The organism is Pseudomonas sp. S5F11 (assembly GCF_019641515.1).
Classification (GTDB): domain Bacteria; phylum Pseudomonadota; class Gammaproteobacteria; order Pseudomonadales; family Pseudomonadaceae; genus Aquipseudomonas; species Aquipseudomonas rhodesiae.
Map to the genome: position 1 here is coordinate 3019139 of NZ_JAIFJZ010000001.1, position 17227 is coordinate 3036365.

The 17227-nt window shown below is 62.1% G+C and carries 12 protein-coding genes and 1 pseudogene; 1 reads left to right on the top strand and 12 read right to left on the bottom strand.

Annotated elements, in window-relative coordinates:
* Positions 1–53: 53 nt before the first annotated feature.
* From K1567_RS13715 to K1567_RS13730, 4 genes are all read right to left on the bottom strand, one after another.
* Positions 54–1466: a PIG-L deacetylase family protein gene (locus K1567_RS13715; RefSeq protein WP_047881421.1), complete on the bottom strand. Its 1413-nt coding sequence runs from the start codon at positions 1464–1466 to the stop codon at positions 54–56.
* Entirely contained in the window at positions 1463–2362 is a 900-nt protein-coding gene (locus tag K1567_RS13720) for an antimicrobial resistance protein Mig-14 (protein WP_034095563.1), read from the bottom strand. Before K1567_RS13720 ends, K1567_RS13715 begins: the two co-directional genes overlap by 4 nt.
* Entirely contained in the window at positions 2363–4120 is a 1758-nt protein-coding gene (locus K1567_RS13725; protein ID WP_034095562.1) for a carbamoyltransferase, read from the bottom strand. It abuts the gene before it with no gap.
* Positions 4121–4262: 142 nt separating this feature from the next.
* Positions 4263–4619: a YceK/YidQ family lipoprotein gene (locus tag K1567_RS13730; protein WP_034095561.1), complete on the bottom strand. Its 357-nt coding sequence runs from the start codon at positions 4617–4619 to the stop codon at positions 4263–4265.
* 184 nt (positions 4620–4803) lie between these two features.
* Between K1567_RS13730 and K1567_RS13735 the strand changes: the two are divergent.
* Positions 4804–6902: pseudogene (locus K1567_RS13735) on the top strand (TonB-dependent receptor family protein).
* A gap of 12 nt (positions 6903–6914) precedes the next feature.
* Here K1567_RS13735 and K1567_RS13740 read toward each other — a convergent pair.
* The 8 genes from K1567_RS13740 to glnE are packed head-to-tail and all read right to left on the bottom strand — an operon-like array spanning position 6915 to position 16859.
* A complete protein-coding gene (locus K1567_RS13740) occupies positions 6915–8357 on the bottom strand; it encodes a lipopolysaccharide kinase InaA family protein (RefSeq protein ID WP_047881423.1) in 1443 nt (480 codons plus the stop codon).
* The gene (locus tag K1567_RS13745; RefSeq protein WP_034095559.1) at positions 8357–9109 is read right to left on the bottom strand and encodes a lipopolysaccharide kinase InaA family protein; all 753 of its coding nucleotides are present in this window, start codon (positions 9107–9109) and stop codon (positions 8357–8359) included. Before K1567_RS13745 ends, K1567_RS13740 begins: the two co-directional genes overlap by 1 nt.
* Positions 9106–9840, bottom strand: a complete 735-nt coding sequence (locus K1567_RS13750) for a lipopolysaccharide kinase InaA family protein (protein ID WP_034095558.1) — start codon at positions 9838–9840, stop codon at positions 9106–9108. Before K1567_RS13750 ends, K1567_RS13745 begins: the two co-directional genes overlap by 4 nt.
* A complete protein-coding gene (gene rfaP, locus K1567_RS13755) occupies positions 9840–10646 on the bottom strand; it encodes a lipopolysaccharide core heptose(I) kinase RfaP (RefSeq protein ID WP_034095557.1) in 807 nt (268 codons plus the stop codon). Before rfaP ends, K1567_RS13750 begins: the two co-directional genes overlap by 1 nt.
* The gene (locus K1567_RS13760; protein WP_034095556.1) at positions 10643–11767 is read right to left on the bottom strand and encodes a glycosyltransferase family 4 protein; all 1125 of its coding nucleotides are present in this window, start codon (positions 11765–11767) and stop codon (positions 10643–10645) included. The genes rfaP and K1567_RS13760 overlap by 4 nt, the downstream gene beginning before the upstream one ends.
* Positions 11767–12828: a lipopolysaccharide heptosyltransferase I gene (gene waaC / locus K1567_RS13765; RefSeq protein ID WP_034095555.1), complete on the bottom strand. Its 1062-nt coding sequence runs from the start codon at positions 12826–12828 to the stop codon at positions 11767–11769. The genes K1567_RS13760 and waaC overlap by 1 nt, the downstream gene beginning before the upstream one ends.
* A gap of 1 nt (position 12829) precedes the next feature.
* Positions 12830–13864, bottom strand: coding sequence for a lipopolysaccharide heptosyltransferase II (gene waaF, locus K1567_RS13770; RefSeq protein ID WP_034095554.1), 1035 nt, complete (start codon positions 13862–13864; stop codon positions 12830–12832).
* A gap of 55 nt (positions 13865–13919) precedes the next feature.
* Entirely contained in the window at positions 13920–16859 is a 2940-nt protein-coding gene (glnE, locus tag K1567_RS13775; RefSeq protein WP_034111476.1) for a bifunctional [glutamate--ammonia ligase]-adenylyl-L-tyrosine phosphorylase/[glutamate--ammonia-ligase] adenylyltransferase, read from the bottom strand.
* Between the last annotated feature and the right edge of the window lie 368 nt (positions 16860–17227).

Consider the following 17227-nt stretch of genomic DNA (forward strand, 5'->3'; position numbering starts at 1 on the left):
CCATGAGGCAATCGGCCTGCTGCACGTGAGCAGTCCGACGAAAAAGGTCAATTTCAGTCCTGCTTGAGGACCCAAAGCAGCTCGTGCCGACGTACGGCCTTACGGAAAAATTCGTTCTCACCGTAAGGCGATGGACCGCGCCCTGCCAGCCATTGCTGCAACAGGCGACGCACCCGGCGCTTGAACGGTGCGCGCGGCTGTAGGTCATGCATCATGCCCAATGCCATGGCCTTGTCCCGCTGCTGGCTCAGGCTCAGTAACCGGCAGTAAGGCTTGAGTACCTGGGCATGGTCGAACTGCGGCGGCAACGCTACGCCGGCGCCGGCGTCGCCCATGGGCCAGCGGTCGTTATCATGCAAGTGGTTGGCATAGCCAAGCAATGTGCTCGGTTGCCATGCCAGCCCGTGCAAGGCTTGCACGACGGCTTCATGTGCGCAGATGTGGTCCGGGTGCGGGTCAAGCACTGGGGTCGGCATGACGATGACCTCGGGGCGAGCTTTAAGCAGCAACTCCCGCAGGTCAGCAATCAGGTTGTTCCAGGTCGGAGCGCCATCCACATCGCTGGGCAGTGCCAAGCTGTTGAACTGGCGGAACACACGAGTATCGTCCAACTGCGCTTCGCGGGACGGCTGGGGCTGGTCCGGCGTAGCGCGCATGGCTGGCAATTGCAGGCAGAAGTACCCCAATTGAACGCACTGCGCTTCTGGCACCCCGGCCCAACGTGGCACCGCGATACTGTCCCAAGCGCGCAAACGCCCTTTGAGCTGCGCCGCTTCGGCCTTGGGCAAGCCCATTTGCTGATAGTGCTCGGCCTCGATCTCCCCCGCCGTCAAGGTCACGATCCAGCTTTCATGCGCCTGGCCATACAAACCAAACGCCGCCAGTTCCGCGTCGTCGGCATGGGGCGCGATCACCATCACCCGCTGGCCTGCAGCGTCCGGCTGGCGGAACACCCACAGCACCGGCCGACCGATCACCCGACAATGGCAGCCGCGCAAGCGCAACTCACCGCCGAGCAACGCCTGCGCCGAGCCAGTGAGATTGAGGTAGCGTGTGCCAGCCACACCGCGTTCGAACGCTTGACGATCAGGCTGCTCGCTTGCTGACAGCTCAACTGCAGGGTCCAGAAAGCGGCCCAGCCAGTTGCTTTTGAGTTGTACCTGGACGATCAGCGTTTCGTCACCGACCAGTTCCACGGTCTCCTGAAGCACCAGGCGTCCGCCCTCCAGGCTTAACGCCAGCTGCTGGCTGTCGGGGGCGAAGCGGTATTGGTAGTCGTCCTTGGGCGAATAGAAAAGATGGTCGGCAAACCAGGCTTCATGCGCCACCCACAGCAGCACCGCCAGGATCAGCGGCAGCCACCAAGCCACCAGCACGCCGCACACGATCAACGCCAGCGCGCCAATCAACAGCACCATGCGCTTATTGCGCCGATGACGTTTGAGCAGTTGCTGTTTGCGGCTCATAGGCTGAACACCGGCACCGGGTTGCACCAGCGCTCTTTGTACTCACGGTCGGCGCGGCCGAACGAAAAACGCAGCGGCTTATCCACTGCACGAGCCTGTTCCCAGGCGCTTTGGGTGTTGAGGAAACTCAATACGCTCCCAGGGCTGAACGCGCGGGTTTCGGGGTCAACCCCACCATTGACGTACTCAACGCTGATCCACTCGGGCGACTCGACGCGATACACCAACTGCACAGCGATCGGCGCATCGTTGAGAAACAGCACCGACCCGATCAGAAACTCTTCGAGCAGCGCCAGCACGTCAGCCAAACGCTCCGCCCCGGTCGCCGGGAAACCCCAACGACGCTGGAACAGATCGCAATAAATCGCCGCCAATTCGGTGCTGGAAAACTCGCTGACCGCACGCACCACACCGCCCGCCTCCTCCAGCAGTCGCAATTCGCGGCGCTGGTTATAGCGAAACTTTTTCGACAAGTCTTCAGGGGTGCGTGCCATGGCCAATTGCTCAACCTGAGGCTTGAGCGTACTGACACGCCCTTGATTCAGGGCCGACAGATAGCGCCCGCGATGGCGCACCGGCAGCTGCGCATCAACGGCAATCGGCAGAATGATCTCGGCATTGCCCAGATCGAACAGGCCTTTCTTGCCGCTGCGCTTGAGCACGTCTTTGGACAGGGCGAGGTCGCGTCCCCAAGTGGCTATCGCGCCCTTGAGTTCGCCGCCCTGCTGCCAGCCCAGGTAACGCACCGGAATTCGCGCCAGGTCGGCCAAGCGCTCCACGACCTGAGGGTGGGTCGCGACGCTGCCACCGAAGCGCTGCCAGGCTTGAGCGTAAACCTCGGCCTCTACAGGCTGCCAGCCGCCACGTTCACGCCATGCCTGGAGGCGATTCAGCATTTAGACCACAGCGTCATAAGGATCCACACCGTCCTTGACCACGAGGATGTCTTCCATGATCAGGTATTGCAGGTCGGAGCCGAAGAACATGTTCAGCGCGTCGGTCGGCGAGCAGATCATCGCTTCGCCACGGCGGTTGAGCGAGGTGTTCAGGGACACGCCGTTGCCGGTCAGTACTTCCAGCTCTTTCATCATGTCGTAATAGCGCGGGTTGTATTCGCGCTTGAGCACCTGGGCGCGGGAGGTGCCATCTTCATGGACCACTTCCGGCACGCGGGTCTTCCACTCTTCAGCCACTTCGAAGGTGAAGGTCATGAACGGCGCCGGGTGATCGACCTTGATCATTTGCGGGGCCACGGTGTCGAGCATCGACGGGCAGAAAGGCCTCCAACGCTCGCGGAATTTGATCTGGTGGTTGATGCGGTCGGCCACGCCGGTGGCGCTCGGGCAACCGATGATCGAACGACCGCCCAGCGCACGCGGGCCAAACTCCATGCGGCCCTGGAACCAGGCCACCGGGTTGCCGTCGACCATGATCTTGGCGATGCGCTGGGGCATGTTTTCGATCTTGCGCCAGTTCGGCTTGCTCTCGTGCTTGGCGCACGCGGCAATCACATCTTCGTTGCTGTAGGACGGGCCGAGGTAGACGTGTTCCATCTTCTCCACCGGCACACCACGAGCGTGGGATACATAGGCGGCCGCACCGACGGCGGTGCCGGCATCGCCGGACGCAGGCTGCACGAACAGCTCTTTCACGTCATCACGGGCGATGATTTTCTGGTTCAGTTTGACGTTCAGCGCGCAGCCGCCGGCGAAGGCCAGCTTGCCGGTATCCTTGAGGATGTCGCCCAGGTAATGGTCGATCATCTGCAGGGCCAGCTTCTCGAACAGCGCCTGCATGCTGGCGGCGTAGTGGATGTACGGCTCGTCGGCGATGTCGCCTTCGCGCTTGGGCCCCAGCCACTCGATCAGTTTCGGCGAGAAGTAGAAGCCCTTGCCCTTCTCTTTGTAGCGGCGCAGGCCGATGACGTTGGCGTAGTCGGTGTTGATCACCAGCTCGCCGTTTTCAAAGGAAGCCAAACGCGAGAAATCATATTTGCTGGCATCGCCATAAGGCGCCATGCCCATGACCTTGAATTCGCCGTCGAGCATCTCGAAACCGAGAAACTCGGTGATCGCGCCGTACAGGCCGCCGAGGGAATCCGGGTCGTAGAATTCTTTGATTTTGTGGATCTTGCCGTTCTCGCCGTAGCCGAAGAACGTGGTGGCGTACTCACCCTTGCCGTCGATGCCAAGAATCGCGGTTTTTTCCTGAAAGCCCGAACAGTGATAGGCACTGGAGGCGTGAGCCAGGTGGTGCTCGACCGGCTCGATCTTGATCTTCTTCGGATCGAAGCCCAGCTGCTCCAGGCACCACACGATCTTGTTGCGGTAGCGCTTGTAGCGGCGGTTGCCCATCAGGATCGCGTCGAGGGCGCGGTCCGGGGCGTACCAGTAACGCTTGGCGTAGTGCCAGCGCGCCTCGCCGAACAGGCTGATCGGGGCGAACGGAATCGCCACTACGTCAACGTCGGAAGGCTTGATGCCGGCCTGTTCCAGGCAGAACTTCGCCGATTCGTAGGGCATGCGGTTCTTTGCATGTTTGTCGCGTACGAAGCGCTCTTCTTCGGCGGCCGCGATCAGCTTGCCGTCGATATACAGGGCTGCGGAAGGATCATGGCTAAGGGCGCCGGACAGGCCAAGAATCGTCAATGCCACAGGGGTCTAGCCTCTTTTAGTCTGCATGCAGGCGGGTCGCGCCTGAAAAAAGTGTGCCTCCCGCGCGGGCGGGAAACAGCTAAAGGGCGGGATTATAGCGTAAAAGCAGTGGGAAGCTGTTAGCGGCAAGCGGCAAGTGGGCCTAGCGGTAGATCTCGATGCTGCCGTCTTTGTTCTGGCGGTAGATCGTGTAAGGCAGGACCAGGGTGTCCAGCACGCCGGACCCCAGGAATTCGATGGCGATGATCGGTAGAGCGTTGCCGCTACTGTTCGACAGGCTTGGATCGTTCAGGCTTCTTTCCGGCTTGGGTTCACCGTTGAGCGTACAAAACCCGTACATCACGCCGCTGTAGATGCGCGGCACGTTTTCGCAATGGCTGCGCGAGTCCTTGAGATTCTGACTGGCCACGGCGTCGGGGCGGAACACGGTGTTGATCGTGCCGCAACCGGCCAATGCCAGTATCCCAACCAGCCAGATAACCCTCGATAGATGCCGCATGTCCGCTCCTTTGATCTATTTACTCAGGAACAGCCACGCTAGCACCGCCCACCATGAAGTCCCAGTACGGACGCGTCGATTAGCCGCGTAGGAAGATTCCCGAATGATAAAAATCGCCCGACTCACTAAACTCGCGCCCCTTTGCGCGTTTACTTCCCAAGCGCCACTGATTTTCGGCCGATTGATGAACCACCTCACCCGCTTTACCCTGCTGCTGCCCGGCCTGCTTGCCCTGTGCGACACCGCCCAGGCAGACGACACTGTTCTGATCCTCGACCCCAGCGTCGTCACCGGCTCGCGCAGCGCCAGCCCGACGTTTGAGCTGCCGTATTCCGTGGACGGCATCAGCCGCGAACAGATCAGCGACGGCCAACTGGGCATCAATGCTTCCGAAGCCCTGGCCCGCGTGCCCGGCCTGGTGGTGCAGAACCGCCAGAACTACGCCCAGGACCTGCAGATTTCCTCACGCGGCTTTGGCGCCCGTTCGGCGTTCGGCGTGCGCGGCCTCAAACTCATCGCCGACGGCATCCCTGCCAGCACCCCAGACGGCCAGGGCCAAGCCGCCACGTTCAACCTCGACACCGCCGAACGCATCGAAGTGCTGCGCGGCCCGGCAGCGACCCTGTACGGCAGCAACGCCGGCGGCGTGATCCAGATGTTCTCCCGCGACGGCGAAGGCCCACCGCGCATTGGCGCCGAAACCCTGGTAGGCAGCGACGGCTTGAGCAAAAACCACCTCAGCGCCGAGGGCGCGACCGACGGCGCCGGCTTCGTGCTGGATGCCTCGCGCATGGACACCGACGGCTACCGCGACCACAGCAGCGCCCGGCGCGACCAGACCTTCGCCAAACTCAATGTCCAGCCCGACGACGACAGCAAACTGGCGCTGATCTACAGCAGCCTGGAACAAAACGGCACGCAAGATCCGCTAGGGCAGACGTGGGCCGCCTACAAAGCCGATCCACGCTCGGTGAGCGCCAACGCACTCACGTACAACACGCGCAAGAGCATCGACCATCAGCAATTGGGGATGAATTACGAACGGTATTTCGGCGATGCGACATTGCAGGTAAATGGGTATACGGGGCGGCGCAGCGTGATTCAGTACCTGTCGATCCCCGACAATTCGCCAGTGGCGCGAAAAACCCTGCCAATACACGCGGCGGTGTGGTGGCATTCGACCGCACGTTCTACGGCGGCTCCATCCACTGGCTGCAACCCATCACCAGCGCCCCGGGCGACCTGACCCTGATTGCCGGCCTCGACTACGACCGCAGCGAGGATGACCGCCAAGGCTATTCCAACACCCTCAACGGCGTGCATGGCGTCAAAGGTGCGTTGGGCCGCGATGAAGTCGACACCGCTACCAGCCTCGACCCATTCGTACAAGCCAACTGGCTGCTGGGCGACTGGACTCTGCAAGCCGGCGTACGCCATAGCACCATGAAGATGGAGGTGGATGACCATTTCCTCAGCGACGGTAACGACAGCGGCAGCAAGACCTACCAGAAGAACACTCCGTCGGTCAGCGTGATGTATGCCTTCACACCCGACCTGCACGGTTATGTGAGCGCCGGCAAAGGCTTCGAAACCCCGACACAAGCGGAGTCGGCGTATTCCAGCGGTTCAAATGGTTTCAATTTCGCGCTCAAGCCATCGGTGAGTACGCAATATGAAGTGGGCCTGAAAGCACGGGTCGGCGAGGACACCCGCCTTAACGCTGCGGTATTCCAGATCACCACCGAAGACGAGTTGGTGGTCCAGCAATCCAGCGGCGGGCGCACCACTTACCAAAACGCCGGGCGCACCCTCCGCCGTGGCTTCGAGCTGGGCATCGAAAGCCAGCTGACGCAACAGTGGAGCACCCAACTCGCCTATACGCGCCTGCAAGCCACCTACGACAGCGACTTCACGGGCGGCGGCAACCCCGTGGATAAAGGTAACTACCTCCCCGGTGTACCGCAGACCACGCTGTTTGCCGAGCTGAACTGGAAACCGCGAGACTGGGTCAGCACCGCCATCGAAGGGCTGTACCGCAGCAAGGTCTACGTCGAAGACACCAACCAGCAACGCGCCGCACCGGCTTACAGCGTGTTCAACTGGCGAGCGCGCTTCGAGCAGAAGGCCGAGCACTGGACCTTCCATCAGACCCTGCGCCTGGACAACCTGCTGGACCGTCAGTACGTCGGTTCGGTGATCGTCGGCGACAGCAACAACCGCTACTACGAAGCCGCGCCTGGCCGTTCGTGGTACGCCGGCGCCGGCGCCGAGTATCAATTCTGATGGTCAGAGCGATCAGCTGGGTTGCTTGGGCAACCGCTGGTCGATCAGTTGATATAACGCACTGTCCTGCGGCCAGTTGCGCATAAACCGCGCGCGGTCCTTGGCGTAGGCCGGGGCGAAGCTGGCGAGACTGCGGTGCTGGCACATCGCGTCGAGATCAATCAGGGCCCAACGGTCTTCGTGCCAAAACAGGTTATGGCCCTTGAAATCCCCGTGGCTGATGCGCTCGCGGATCAGCTCGGCGAATAAATGATCCAGCGCCTGCAATTCATTTTCCGGCGCGTCGCCGTGTTCAACGTAGGGCGCGAAACGCTCGATGATGTCTGGGCCCGGCAGGTATTCGGTGATCAGGTACGCACGGCTGCGCAACCAGAGAAAGCGCTTCTCCAACACCGCCAGCGGCTTGGGCGTGGCGATGCCGAGGAAGGCCAGGCGATTGCCTTCGCGCCAGGAATGCCAGGCTCGGCTCGGGCGCCAAAAACGCTTGAGCCAATGGGCGAAGCCTTTGATGTTGTAACGCTTGATCACCAGCGGCCGACCGGCCACCTCGACTTTGGCCACACTGGCCGCACCACCGGTCTTGTACAAATGGCCCTGGTCCAGCAACACATCGGCCTGCTCCAGCACCGGCAGCATTGCGGGCACTTCCTCGCGCCTGATCGCGCGCAAGGCAAAAGCACCGCGCACGACACTGAACAGCGTGCATTCGCGGCCGACCTTTTCCAGAAAGTCCTTCAAACGCCAGGCACTGACCTTGCGTACTTGTTTTTCCAGGGCTTCCAGGGGCAAGGCATGTTCGCTGTTGCTCAGCAGGTAATACACCAGCAACTCTTCGGTAAACGGCTCAAGATTCTTCGGCAATTGCGCAAAAAACACCCCGAGGTTTTCCAGCACCCGGTTGCGCGACAGCGGCTTGCCGGCTTCTTCGACGCGAATTCCGGCGCCATCGATCAGGTACAACTTGCCGTCCTTGCGCAGCAGGTTGTCCAGGTGCAGGTCTTCCTGCCACAAGCCTTTGGCGTGCATCTGCGCAATCGCGCCCAGTGCTTCGGCGAGCACCGCGGTTTGTTCATCAGCCAAGGGCGGCAAACCTTCGACCGCCTGCCAGGCATCGGCCAGGCTTTCGGCACCCTCGATAAACTCGAACAGCAACCAGCCACCCTCGCCTTGCTGCAAACCGTCGGCGAGCAGCAACGGCGTGGTCAGACCCTGTTCGGCCAACAGGCGAACACCGCTGAGCTCACGCTGAAAATGCCGCGCCGCCTTACTGCCTACCAGCAACTTGGCCAGCACTGCGCGACCGCGCCAGACGGCCGCGCCGACATAGCGCTCGCCCGGCAACACGCGCAACAGGCTCAACAGTTGCAGTTGACCGGGGCCGGCGGCGTCCGCCAGGTCCAGGGTCAGGGGCAGGCTCGGGGTGCGGCCGGCGTTTTTCAGCTCCGACAGACGCATCAGCGCTTCTCCTTATGGCTGCGCCGGGTCGTCAGGCGTTGCAGCCAAGTGGCGACCTCTGCGCTGTCTTCTGGTTGGTCCAGGTAGGCCGCCAGCAGCTGGCGCACCTGTGCGTCGGACCATTGCGGGGAACGGCGCAGCAACGGCTCCAGGTCCTTGACCCGATCCCGCCAGCCAAACAACAACGGGCGGGTTTTCTCCAGATCGATCAACTGCGCGGCATAACCGTCGCCGGTGGCCTGCAGGAAAATATGCTTGGGGTAGAAACAGCCATGCACCTGGCCGACGCCGTGCAGCCGGCGCGCCAGTTCGCCGCACGCCCGCAGAATAGCGCGGTGCTGGGCATCGCTGAGCGAAGGCCACTGCTCAAGCAGCGAATCCAAGTCGTTCCAGCCGTCAAGGGCACGGGTCAGCAGCATCGCGCGGTACTCGCCGGCCACTTTGCGTTCGCCATAGAACGCCGCCTGCAAGGCCGGAATACCCAAAGTGCGGTAACGGCTGATATTGCGAAACTCGCGGGAGAAACTCGGCTCGCCCAATGGGCGATGAAGGCTGCGGGTCAGGTAGTTGCTCTGACGCTTGAGGTAATACCCCTGCCCCTCCAGCTCCAGGCGAAACACGCTGCTCCAGCCGCCGCGACTGGTGTTCGGTTCGTCCACTGCGTCGAGCTGTTTGGCCCACAAGGCGTCGAACGTGGCCAGACCGTTGCGTTCCAACAAAACCCGGTCTTCAGCCGCCACAAAATCACTCATTCGCGCCCCTCAAAAAACTTCACCACATGGCGAATACGCTGTTTGTCCGATGCACTCAGGTGCTGGCGCTGACGGTATTGCAGATAGAACCGCAGGCGCTGAGTGGCCGACAGGTGATATTTGGCCACCTTGTCCAGGCAGGCCAGATCCTTGGTAATACGGTACTTGAGCCAGAACCCGCGCCAGAAATCGCCGTTGGGGCAATCGATCAGGTACAGGGTCTGCTGGTCGTCGATCAACAGGTTGCGCCACTTCAAGTCGTTATGAGTAAAGCGGTGATCGTGCATGGTGCGGGTGTATTCGGCGAGCTGGCGGCTGACCCCATCGACCCAGCGCGGATCGCGCAGGCGGGGGTCGTTGCGCTCGGCCAGCGCCGACAAGTCTTCGGTCTTGGGCAATTCACGGGTGATCATCGCGCCGCGATCATAGGCCAGGCCATTGCGCTCCAAGCCCCAGGCCACCACATCGGCAGTAGGAATGCCCCACTTGGCAAAGCGCTTGAGGTTCTGCCATTCGGACTTGACCCGCGGCTTGCCCAAGTAGCGACGCAAGCCCTTGCCGGCGCCGACGTAGCGCTTGACGTAATAATTGACCCCACCGCGCTCTACCCGGATCACTTCGGACAACGGATCGCGGGTCAGCCGCTCGCCTTGCAGGGCGAACACCGCGTCGAGGCTGCCAAAGTCATCCGCCAGGCCGGCATAGGCCGGTTCCAGGTTCCAGCCCGCCATCAGAGCGCATCCCCGTATCGCTGTTTACGCGCGTAGAGTTTGTCGGCCTTGCCTTGCAGCCACTGCAACAAAGCGCTTTCTTCGGCCAGGATCTGGCGCAACGGCTGCTGGAAGTAGCCCTTGAGGAACCGCAGCTTGTCGCGACGGGTCAGGCCGATGTCCAGCGCCGAGAAGTACAGCGCGGCCAGGTCTTTGTTGCGCCAGCGCAGGCTGATTTTCGGCCGGGTCTGGGCACGGTGCAGGTCGATCACCGACAACTTGAAGCGATCAGGCGTGATCGGCGTGTCGGTGTGCAGCAGGAAGTGGCAGATATAGCAGTCACGATGGTTCACCCCGCCGCGATGCATCATGCCGGTCATGCGCGCCACTTCGGCGATCAGCGCGCGCTTGAGGCGCGGCTGCGGTGGCTGCTTGACCCAATCAATGCTGAAGTCTTCCAGGCTGACCGTGGGCGCCAGCTCTTCGGTGATGATGAACGAGTGCTGGTCCGCCGGGTTGCTGCCGCGCTCGCCGTAGGCCACGGCGGTCATGGTCGGCACGCCGATTTCCTGCAGGCGCTGGATCGCCAGCCATTCCTGCCCGGCGCCGAGCACCGGCAGCTTGGCGGTGACCAGGTTCTTGACGATCTCACCCCAGCCGATGCCCCGGTGGATCTTCACAAAGTAGCCACGGCCGTCCACCTCGGTGCGCAAGGTGCGTCGGGCTTCCAGTTCGCGGTACACCTCGCCTTCCAGCCGCTCTACTTCGGCGAACGCATCGCGTCCGGCCCAGAGGCTCTTGAAGGGTTCGGCAAGCATCAACTTCATGGCTTTGGCTCCGCCAGAATCACATCCGCAGCGTGCTGCGGCATGCTGTAGAGGTCGGCCGTCTCAGCGAAAGCCAACCCGTTGCGGCTCCAGGCCGCGCGCTGTGCAGAATCGGTCAGCATGCGCGCCAGGTACTGGTTCAACTGAGCCTGTTCGAACGGCTCATCCAGCACCAGGCCGCTGTCGGCCTCGGCAATGTAATGGGCATAACCACACACCGCCGAGACCAGTACCGGCAACCCGGCCACCAGCGCCTCAAGCAGCACGGTGCCGGTGTTTTCGTTATACGCCGGGTGGATCAACAGGTCGGCGCCCAGCAGGAAACGCGGGATATCGCTGCGCCCTTTAAGAAACTGCACGTTATCGCCCAGCCCCAATGTGGCGCTTTGCAATTGGAATACTTTGGGGTCGTCCTGGCCGATTACAAACAGACGCGTGCGTTTTTTCAGCTCCGAGGGCAACGCGGCCAGCGCCTTGAGGCTGCGGTCGACGCCCTTGGTCTTGAAGCCGGAGCCGATCTGCACCAGCAGCAGGTCGTCCTCGCCCAGGTTGAATTCCTTGCGGAACCCTGCGCGGATTTCGGCGGCGTTCGGCGGTGCGCGACGGTCCTGGGCGATGCCCGGCGGCAGCAGATGAAAGCGCTCCACCGGGGTGTCGTAGTACTTGATGAACAGCGGCTGCTGCACTTCGGAAATCATCAGGATTTCGGTCTTGGCGTCCTTGGCGAACACCGCACGTTCGTATTCGGCGAAGTGGCGGTAACGACCAAAACTGCGGTACAGCGAATGGCGCAGGTTCTGTGCTTTGTCTTCAAAACAACCGTCGGCAGCGTAGTACACGTCCAGGCCGGGCATCTTGTTGAACCCGATCAAACGGTCCACCGGGCGCTTGGCCAGGTCGGCCTCCATCCAGGCACTGAGTTTTTCGTTGCGCCGATGGTTGAAGAACGCTTTGACCGGCGCCACCAGCACTTCAAAACCGGGCGGAATATCGCCCTCCCAGATCAGGGTGTAGACGCGAATCTGATGGCCGCGCCGCTGGCACTCCAGGGCGATGCGCATGAAGTCACGCTGCAGGCCGCCGAAGGGGAAGTATTTGTACAGAACAAAAGCCAGTTGCATCAGTGCAGTTCCTCAGCCAGTAACAACGTGCTCAGTCGGCTTGCCACACGCTCAGGGTTCAGGCGCGTGAAGCACAGGGGCGATTCGCGCGCGATGTCGAATCGACGCAGGTCGTCGGCCGTCGGTTGATAGGTACAGTGTTTTTGCAGGCACGGCGCGCAGGACCAATCGCTGGCCAGGTGAATCTGCGCCTTGCCGTAGGCGCCGGTCAGGCCCGGATTGGTGGGGCCGAACAGGGAGATGGTCGGCACATCCAGCGCCGCCGCCAGGTGCCCCAGGCCGGTATCCACCGCCACGCAAGCGCGGGCGCCGGCCAAAACGCGAGCCACGCCGGCCAGGTTCAACTTGGGCAATACTTCGGCGTTCGCCAGGCCTTGAGCCAGGCGTTCGGCGCGGGCTTTTTCCGTGGCGTTGCCCCAGGGCAGCTTCACGTCCACGCCCAGGCGCCCCATGCGTTCGGCCAGCTCGCGCCAGTAGGCTTCCGGCCAGTGCTTGGTGTCCCAAGTGGTGCCGTGCAGCAGTAGCACGAAGGGCTTTTTCGGTGGCAGGCCGAGCAACTTGTCGACGCTCAGGCCGTAGTCGCCCAAGCCTTTGGGCAAGTCATAACCCAGGGCCACGGCGAACAACTGACGCAAGCGTTCCACCGCGTGCTGCCCACGAGCCACGGCCAGACGTCGGGAGTAAAAACGCGCCGCGATGGGTTCACGGGCGGAGTTTTTATCAAAGCCGGCCACTGGCGCCCGTACGTAACGGGTCAGCCAGGCGCTTTTGAACAGGCCCTGAGCGTCAATCACCAAGTCATACTTGGTCGCCTGGATGCGCTGCTTGAAGCGCCGCCATTCACCGCTCTTGAAGGTTTGCCAGAGGTTCTTGCGCCAGCGGCGGATCGCCACCGGGATCACCTTGTCTACCGCTGGGTGCCAGGTGGGGATTTCGGCAAAGCCCTCTTCCACGACCCAGTCGAATTGAATGCCGGGGATCGCCCGCGCCGCATCGGTCAGTGCCGGCAAGGCGTGGATCACGTCGCCCAGGGATGAGGTCTTGACTACCAGTACCCGCAACTCAGTGAACCTCGACCACGTCGCCCTGCAACCGCTGCAAGGCTTCGCTGACCGACTGCGGCAACAACTGGCGCAGGCAATTGTAGTGGCCGAAACGGCAGGTGCGCTCGAAACACGGGCTGCAATCGAGCCCCAGGCGCACCACTTCCACTTTGTCGGCCAACGGCGGGGTGAAGCCCGGCGAGGTGGACCCATACACCGCCACCAACGGGCGGTTCAGCGCCGCGGCCACGTGCATCAGGCCGGAGTCGTTGGACACCACCGCATCGGCGCAGGACAGCAGGTCGATCGCCTCGGCCAGCGAGGTGTCGCCGCTCAGATTCACCGCCTCTTCGCGCAGGCCCGGGATCAGACGCTGGCGGATGTCCTCGCCCACCGAGTGGTCGTTCTTCGAGCCGAACAACCACACTTGCCAGCCTTCGCGGATCTTCATCTCAGCGACCTTGGCGTAATGCTCCGAAGGCCAGCGCTTGGACTCGCCGAACTCGGCGCCGGGGCACAGCGCCAGCACCGGGCGATCCAGGCTAAGGCCGAACTTGGCCAGCGCCGCGTCGCGGGTGACCGGGTCGATCCGCAGGCTCGGGCGCGGATAGGGTTTGGGCAACTCGGCACCCGGCGCGTACGCCAGCGCCATAAAGCGTTCGATCATCAGCGGATAGCGGGTTTTGTCCAACGTGCGCACGTCGTTGAGCAGCACATAGCGAAATTCGCCGCGCCAGCCGGTGCGCTTGGGGATGCCGGCAAAGTACGGCACCAGCGCCGACTTGAGCGAATTGGGCAGCAGGATCGCCTGGTCGTACTCGCCGGCCATGGATTTGCCGATGCGACGACGGGTCGCCAGCTCCAGGGCGCCGTGGCCGAGCGGAAAGCTCAAGGCCTTGCGCACTTCGGGCATGCGCTCAAGGATCGGCCGGCTCCACTCAGGGGCGAGCACGTCGATCTGGCAATCTGGATGGCGAGCGCGCAGGCACTGGAACAGTGTCTGTGCCATCACCATGTCACCGACCCAACTGGGCCCAACGATCAGAATATTCATGTAGTTTCCACAAACGATGCGGGGAGGCTTATGCCTCCCCGCCCTAATAGTGTCTTCAGCTCAATCCCAGTTCCTGCCAGATTCGCATCACCTGGCGCCGCTCCTCGACGAACTGATCCCCGGCCACCGTACCGGCCTCGTTCTGCAAGGCCTGACGATGCGCGGCGGAACGGTAGGCTTTATACACCTCACGCAGCAGATGAGCATCGGCGGCGGGCATTAACCCCACCTGCTCCAGGCCTTCCAGAATGCGGATATTGTCGGTGTAGCGCAGCAACGATGGATGTTGCGCAGACCACGCCAAAGCCGCGTATTGCACCATAAATTCAATATCGACGATACCTCCGGCGTCCTGCTTGAGGTCGAACAGCGCCGTGGCTTCGAAGGCATTGGCGCCCGTGCCGGCCGCAGTGCTCTTGGTGCCCAGGTTGTCGCGCATCTTGGCGCGCATCTCGCTGACCTCCTGGCGCAGCGTCGCCAGGTCACGCTCGCGCCCCAACACCCTGGCCCGCACTTGCTCGAACGCCTGGCCAACGTCCTGGCTACCGACCAGCACGCGGGCGCGGACCAACGCCTGATGTTCCCAGGTCCAGGCTTCATTTTGCTGATAGCGGTCGAAGGCCCCCAACGAACTCACCAACAGCCCGGATGCGCCAGACGGGCGCAGGCGCATGTCCACTTCATATAACTGGCCGGAGTTGGTCTGGGTCGTCAGCAAATGAATGATGCGCTGACCCAGGCGCGTAAAGAACTGCGCACCGTCGATCGGCTTGGCGCCATCGGTTTCGGCATGCGGGTCGCCGTCGTGGATAAACACCAGGTCCAAGTCGGAACCATGCCCCAGCTCGATGCCGCCGACTTTCCCGTAGCCGACAATGATGAACCCAGGATCGCACAAGGTGCCGTCCAGCCGTTGCGGCGAGCCGTGGCGCGCCACGGTCTGGCGCCAAGCCAGGGCGAGGACTTGTTCGAGGATCGCCTCGGCAAGCCAGGTCAGGTAATCGCTGACTTTCATCAACGGCAGGCTGCCGGCGATTTCCGAGGCGGCCACACGCAGGCGATGCGCCAACTTGAAATGGCGCAGGGCTTCCATCTGCTGTTCAAGGTCATCTTCGGGGATGCGTGTAAGGCGTTCGCGCAGTTCGGCGGCCAGTTCCGGCGCCAACGGCGGCTTGAACAGGCGCCCTTCATTGAGCAATTCATCCAGCAACAGCGGGAAACGCGTGATCTGCTCGGCGATCCAGGGGCTGGCGGCGCACAGGGTCAACAGGCGACGCAGGGCGTCAGGGTTTTCGGTGAGCAGCACCAGATATGCCGAACGCCGCGCGACGGCTTCGACCAGCGGCAACACGCGCTCCAGCACCAGGTCCGGGTTGGCATGCTCGACGGCCTGGGCCAGCAGGCGCGGAATAAACGCATCCAACCGTTCACGGCCCAGGCGCTGCATGGCGCGCAGTTGCGGGCTGCCGCGCAGGCTGGCCAGGGCTTTGAGTGCCTTGGGTGCATCGGTGAAACCGCCTTCGGCCAGCTGCCGGCAGGCGGCGTCTTCGTCCTGGGACTCTTCCCACAGCGGCAACCACTCACCGCCTACCACCAGCTCGCTTTCTTCGCCTTCATCTTCATCCGGGTCGGCGATCACTTGGCGAAAGTGCCAGTCAATCCGGCCACGCCAATACATCAGGCGCTCATGGAACGCGGCCCAATCGGCAAAACCCAACATAAAGGCAATGCGCGCCTGATCCTGCGGACTGTCGGGGAGCATCTGGGTCTGGCGATCGGCAATCGCTTGGATCGCATGCTCGGTGTAACGCAGGAACTCATAACCGTTGCGCAACTCGGCGATCACCGCCGGCGGCAGGTAGCCCTGGCCCTCCAGAGTGCCGAGCACTTTAAGCAATGGGCGCTGCTGCAAGCTCAAGTCGCGGCCGCCGTGGATCAGCTGGAACGCCTGGGCGATGAATTCCACTTCGCGAATGCCGCCCGAGCCCAGCTTGATGTTGTCGGCCATGCCTTTGCGCCGCACTTCCTGCTGGATCAGTTGCTTCATGGTGCGCAGCGCTTCGATGGCGGAAAAATCCAGGTAACGCCGGTAAACGAACGGCCGCAGCATGTCGAGCAATTGCGCGCCCGCCACCTGATCGCCAGCCACCACCCGCGCCTTGATCATGGCGTAGCGCTCCCAGTCGCGGCCCTGGTCCTGGTAATACTGTTCCAGCGCATTGAAGCTCAGTACCAGCGCACCGGCCGAACCGTATGGGCGCAAACGCATATCAACGCGGAAGACAAAGCCGTCGACCGTCATCGGGTCGAGCGCCTTGATCAATTTTTGACCAAGGCGGATGAAAAATTCCTGGTTATCCAGCGCACGCTTCACCCCCACGGTTTCGCCGCCTTCGGGGTAGGCGAAGATCAGGTCGATGTCCGACGAGAGGTTCAGCTCAACCGCGCCGAGCTTGCCCATGCCGAGGATCACCATGTGCTGGGCCTCGCCGCTGCGGCGCCCGGTGGGCGTGCCGAATTGCACACAGTGGCGCTGGTACAGCCACTGGTAGGCCTGGTCGATGCTGGCATCGGCCATATCGGATAGGTCGCGGCAGGTTTGCACCAGATCGGCCTGGCGCGTCAGGTCACGCCAGATAATGCGCACTTGCTGGCGGGTACGCTGGCGACGCAGCACACGGCCCAGCTCATCTTCTGTTTCGGCTTGTTGCACCGCGCCAGCAATTTGCCCGCATAGCTCGCCAGGTGCGAAACCACGGTCCAGCTCGCCCCAGGCCGCCAGTTCGAGCAACATCAAAGGGTCACGAAGGCTCTGTTCAATAACGAAATCACTGGCGGCGCACACCCGGGCGAAGTCGGCCCAGCGTTGCGGCGTCCACTCAGAAAGGCCATGATCGTCATCCAGCGCGGCCACTGCGTCACGAAATGACTGCTCGGCCCGCTGGGCAGCTGGGAGCAGAATGGCCGGCAATTCGGCCAGCGTTGGAAGGCTCATGGTCTATCCTTGGTCGGCGCGTAAAAGGCTTGTAGCGAGACGTGCAGGCACCACGCTGAATGAAGGACTGTCGAACAAAAGTTAGAAATAGCTGAAAACACTTTAATTTTGGCAGGCAACATTAAACTTCTACCTTTTCTTGTTCGCAAAAGATCAACAATAACGATTATGCTCACCAGCCAGACCGAGCCATACGCTCAGTCTTGTGTAGTTTTACTACTCGTATATACATTCGAAAGGCTGAAATGGCCGACGATTTGTAGTAAAACTACAGGACGCCGAAGCAACCTTCGGCCATCCAAGAATTTATGTCGTCTGCCCACAAGGCCAGTCGCAAACTTCAGGCAACCGATTCTGGTAGCCTTTCC

Coding starts and splice junctions, on each gene's coding strand:
- K1567_RS13740 (WP_047881423.1), bottom strand. CDS start 8,357: ATGCGTCTGTCGGAGCTGAAAAACGCCGGCCGCACCCCGAGCCTGCCC.
- K1567_RS13715 (WP_047881421.1), bottom strand. CDS start 1,466: ATGAGCCGCAAACAGCAACTGCTCAAACGTCATCGGCGCAATAAGCGC.
- K1567_RS13730 (WP_034095561.1), bottom strand. CDS start 4,619: ATGCGGCATCTATCGAGGGTTATCTGGCTGGTTGGGATACTGGCATTG.
- rfaP (WP_034095557.1), bottom strand. CDS start 10,646: ATGAAGTTGATGCTTGCCGAACCCTTCAAGAGCCTCTGGGCCGGACGC.
- glnE (WP_034111476.1), bottom strand. CDS start 16,859: ATGAGCCTTCCAACGCTGGCCGAATTGCCGGCCATTCTGCTCCCAGCT.
- K1567_RS13750 (WP_034095558.1), bottom strand. CDS start 9,840: ATGGCGGGCTGGAACCTGGAACCGGCCTATGCCGGCCTGGCGGATGAC.
- waaF (WP_034095554.1), bottom strand. CDS start 13,864: ATGAATATTCTGATCGTTGGGCCCAGTTGGGTCGGTGACATGGTGATG.
- K1567_RS13760 (WP_034095556.1), bottom strand. CDS start 11,767: ATGCAACTGGCTTTTGTTCTGTACAAATACTTCCCCTTCGGCGGCCTG.
- K1567_RS13720 (WP_034095563.1), bottom strand. CDS start 2,362: ATGCTGAATCGCCTCCAGGCATGGCGTGAACGTGGCGGCTGGCAGCCT.
- K1567_RS13745 (WP_034095559.1), bottom strand. CDS start 9,109: ATGAGTGATTTTGTGGCGGCTGAAGACCGGGTTTTGTTGGAACGCAAC.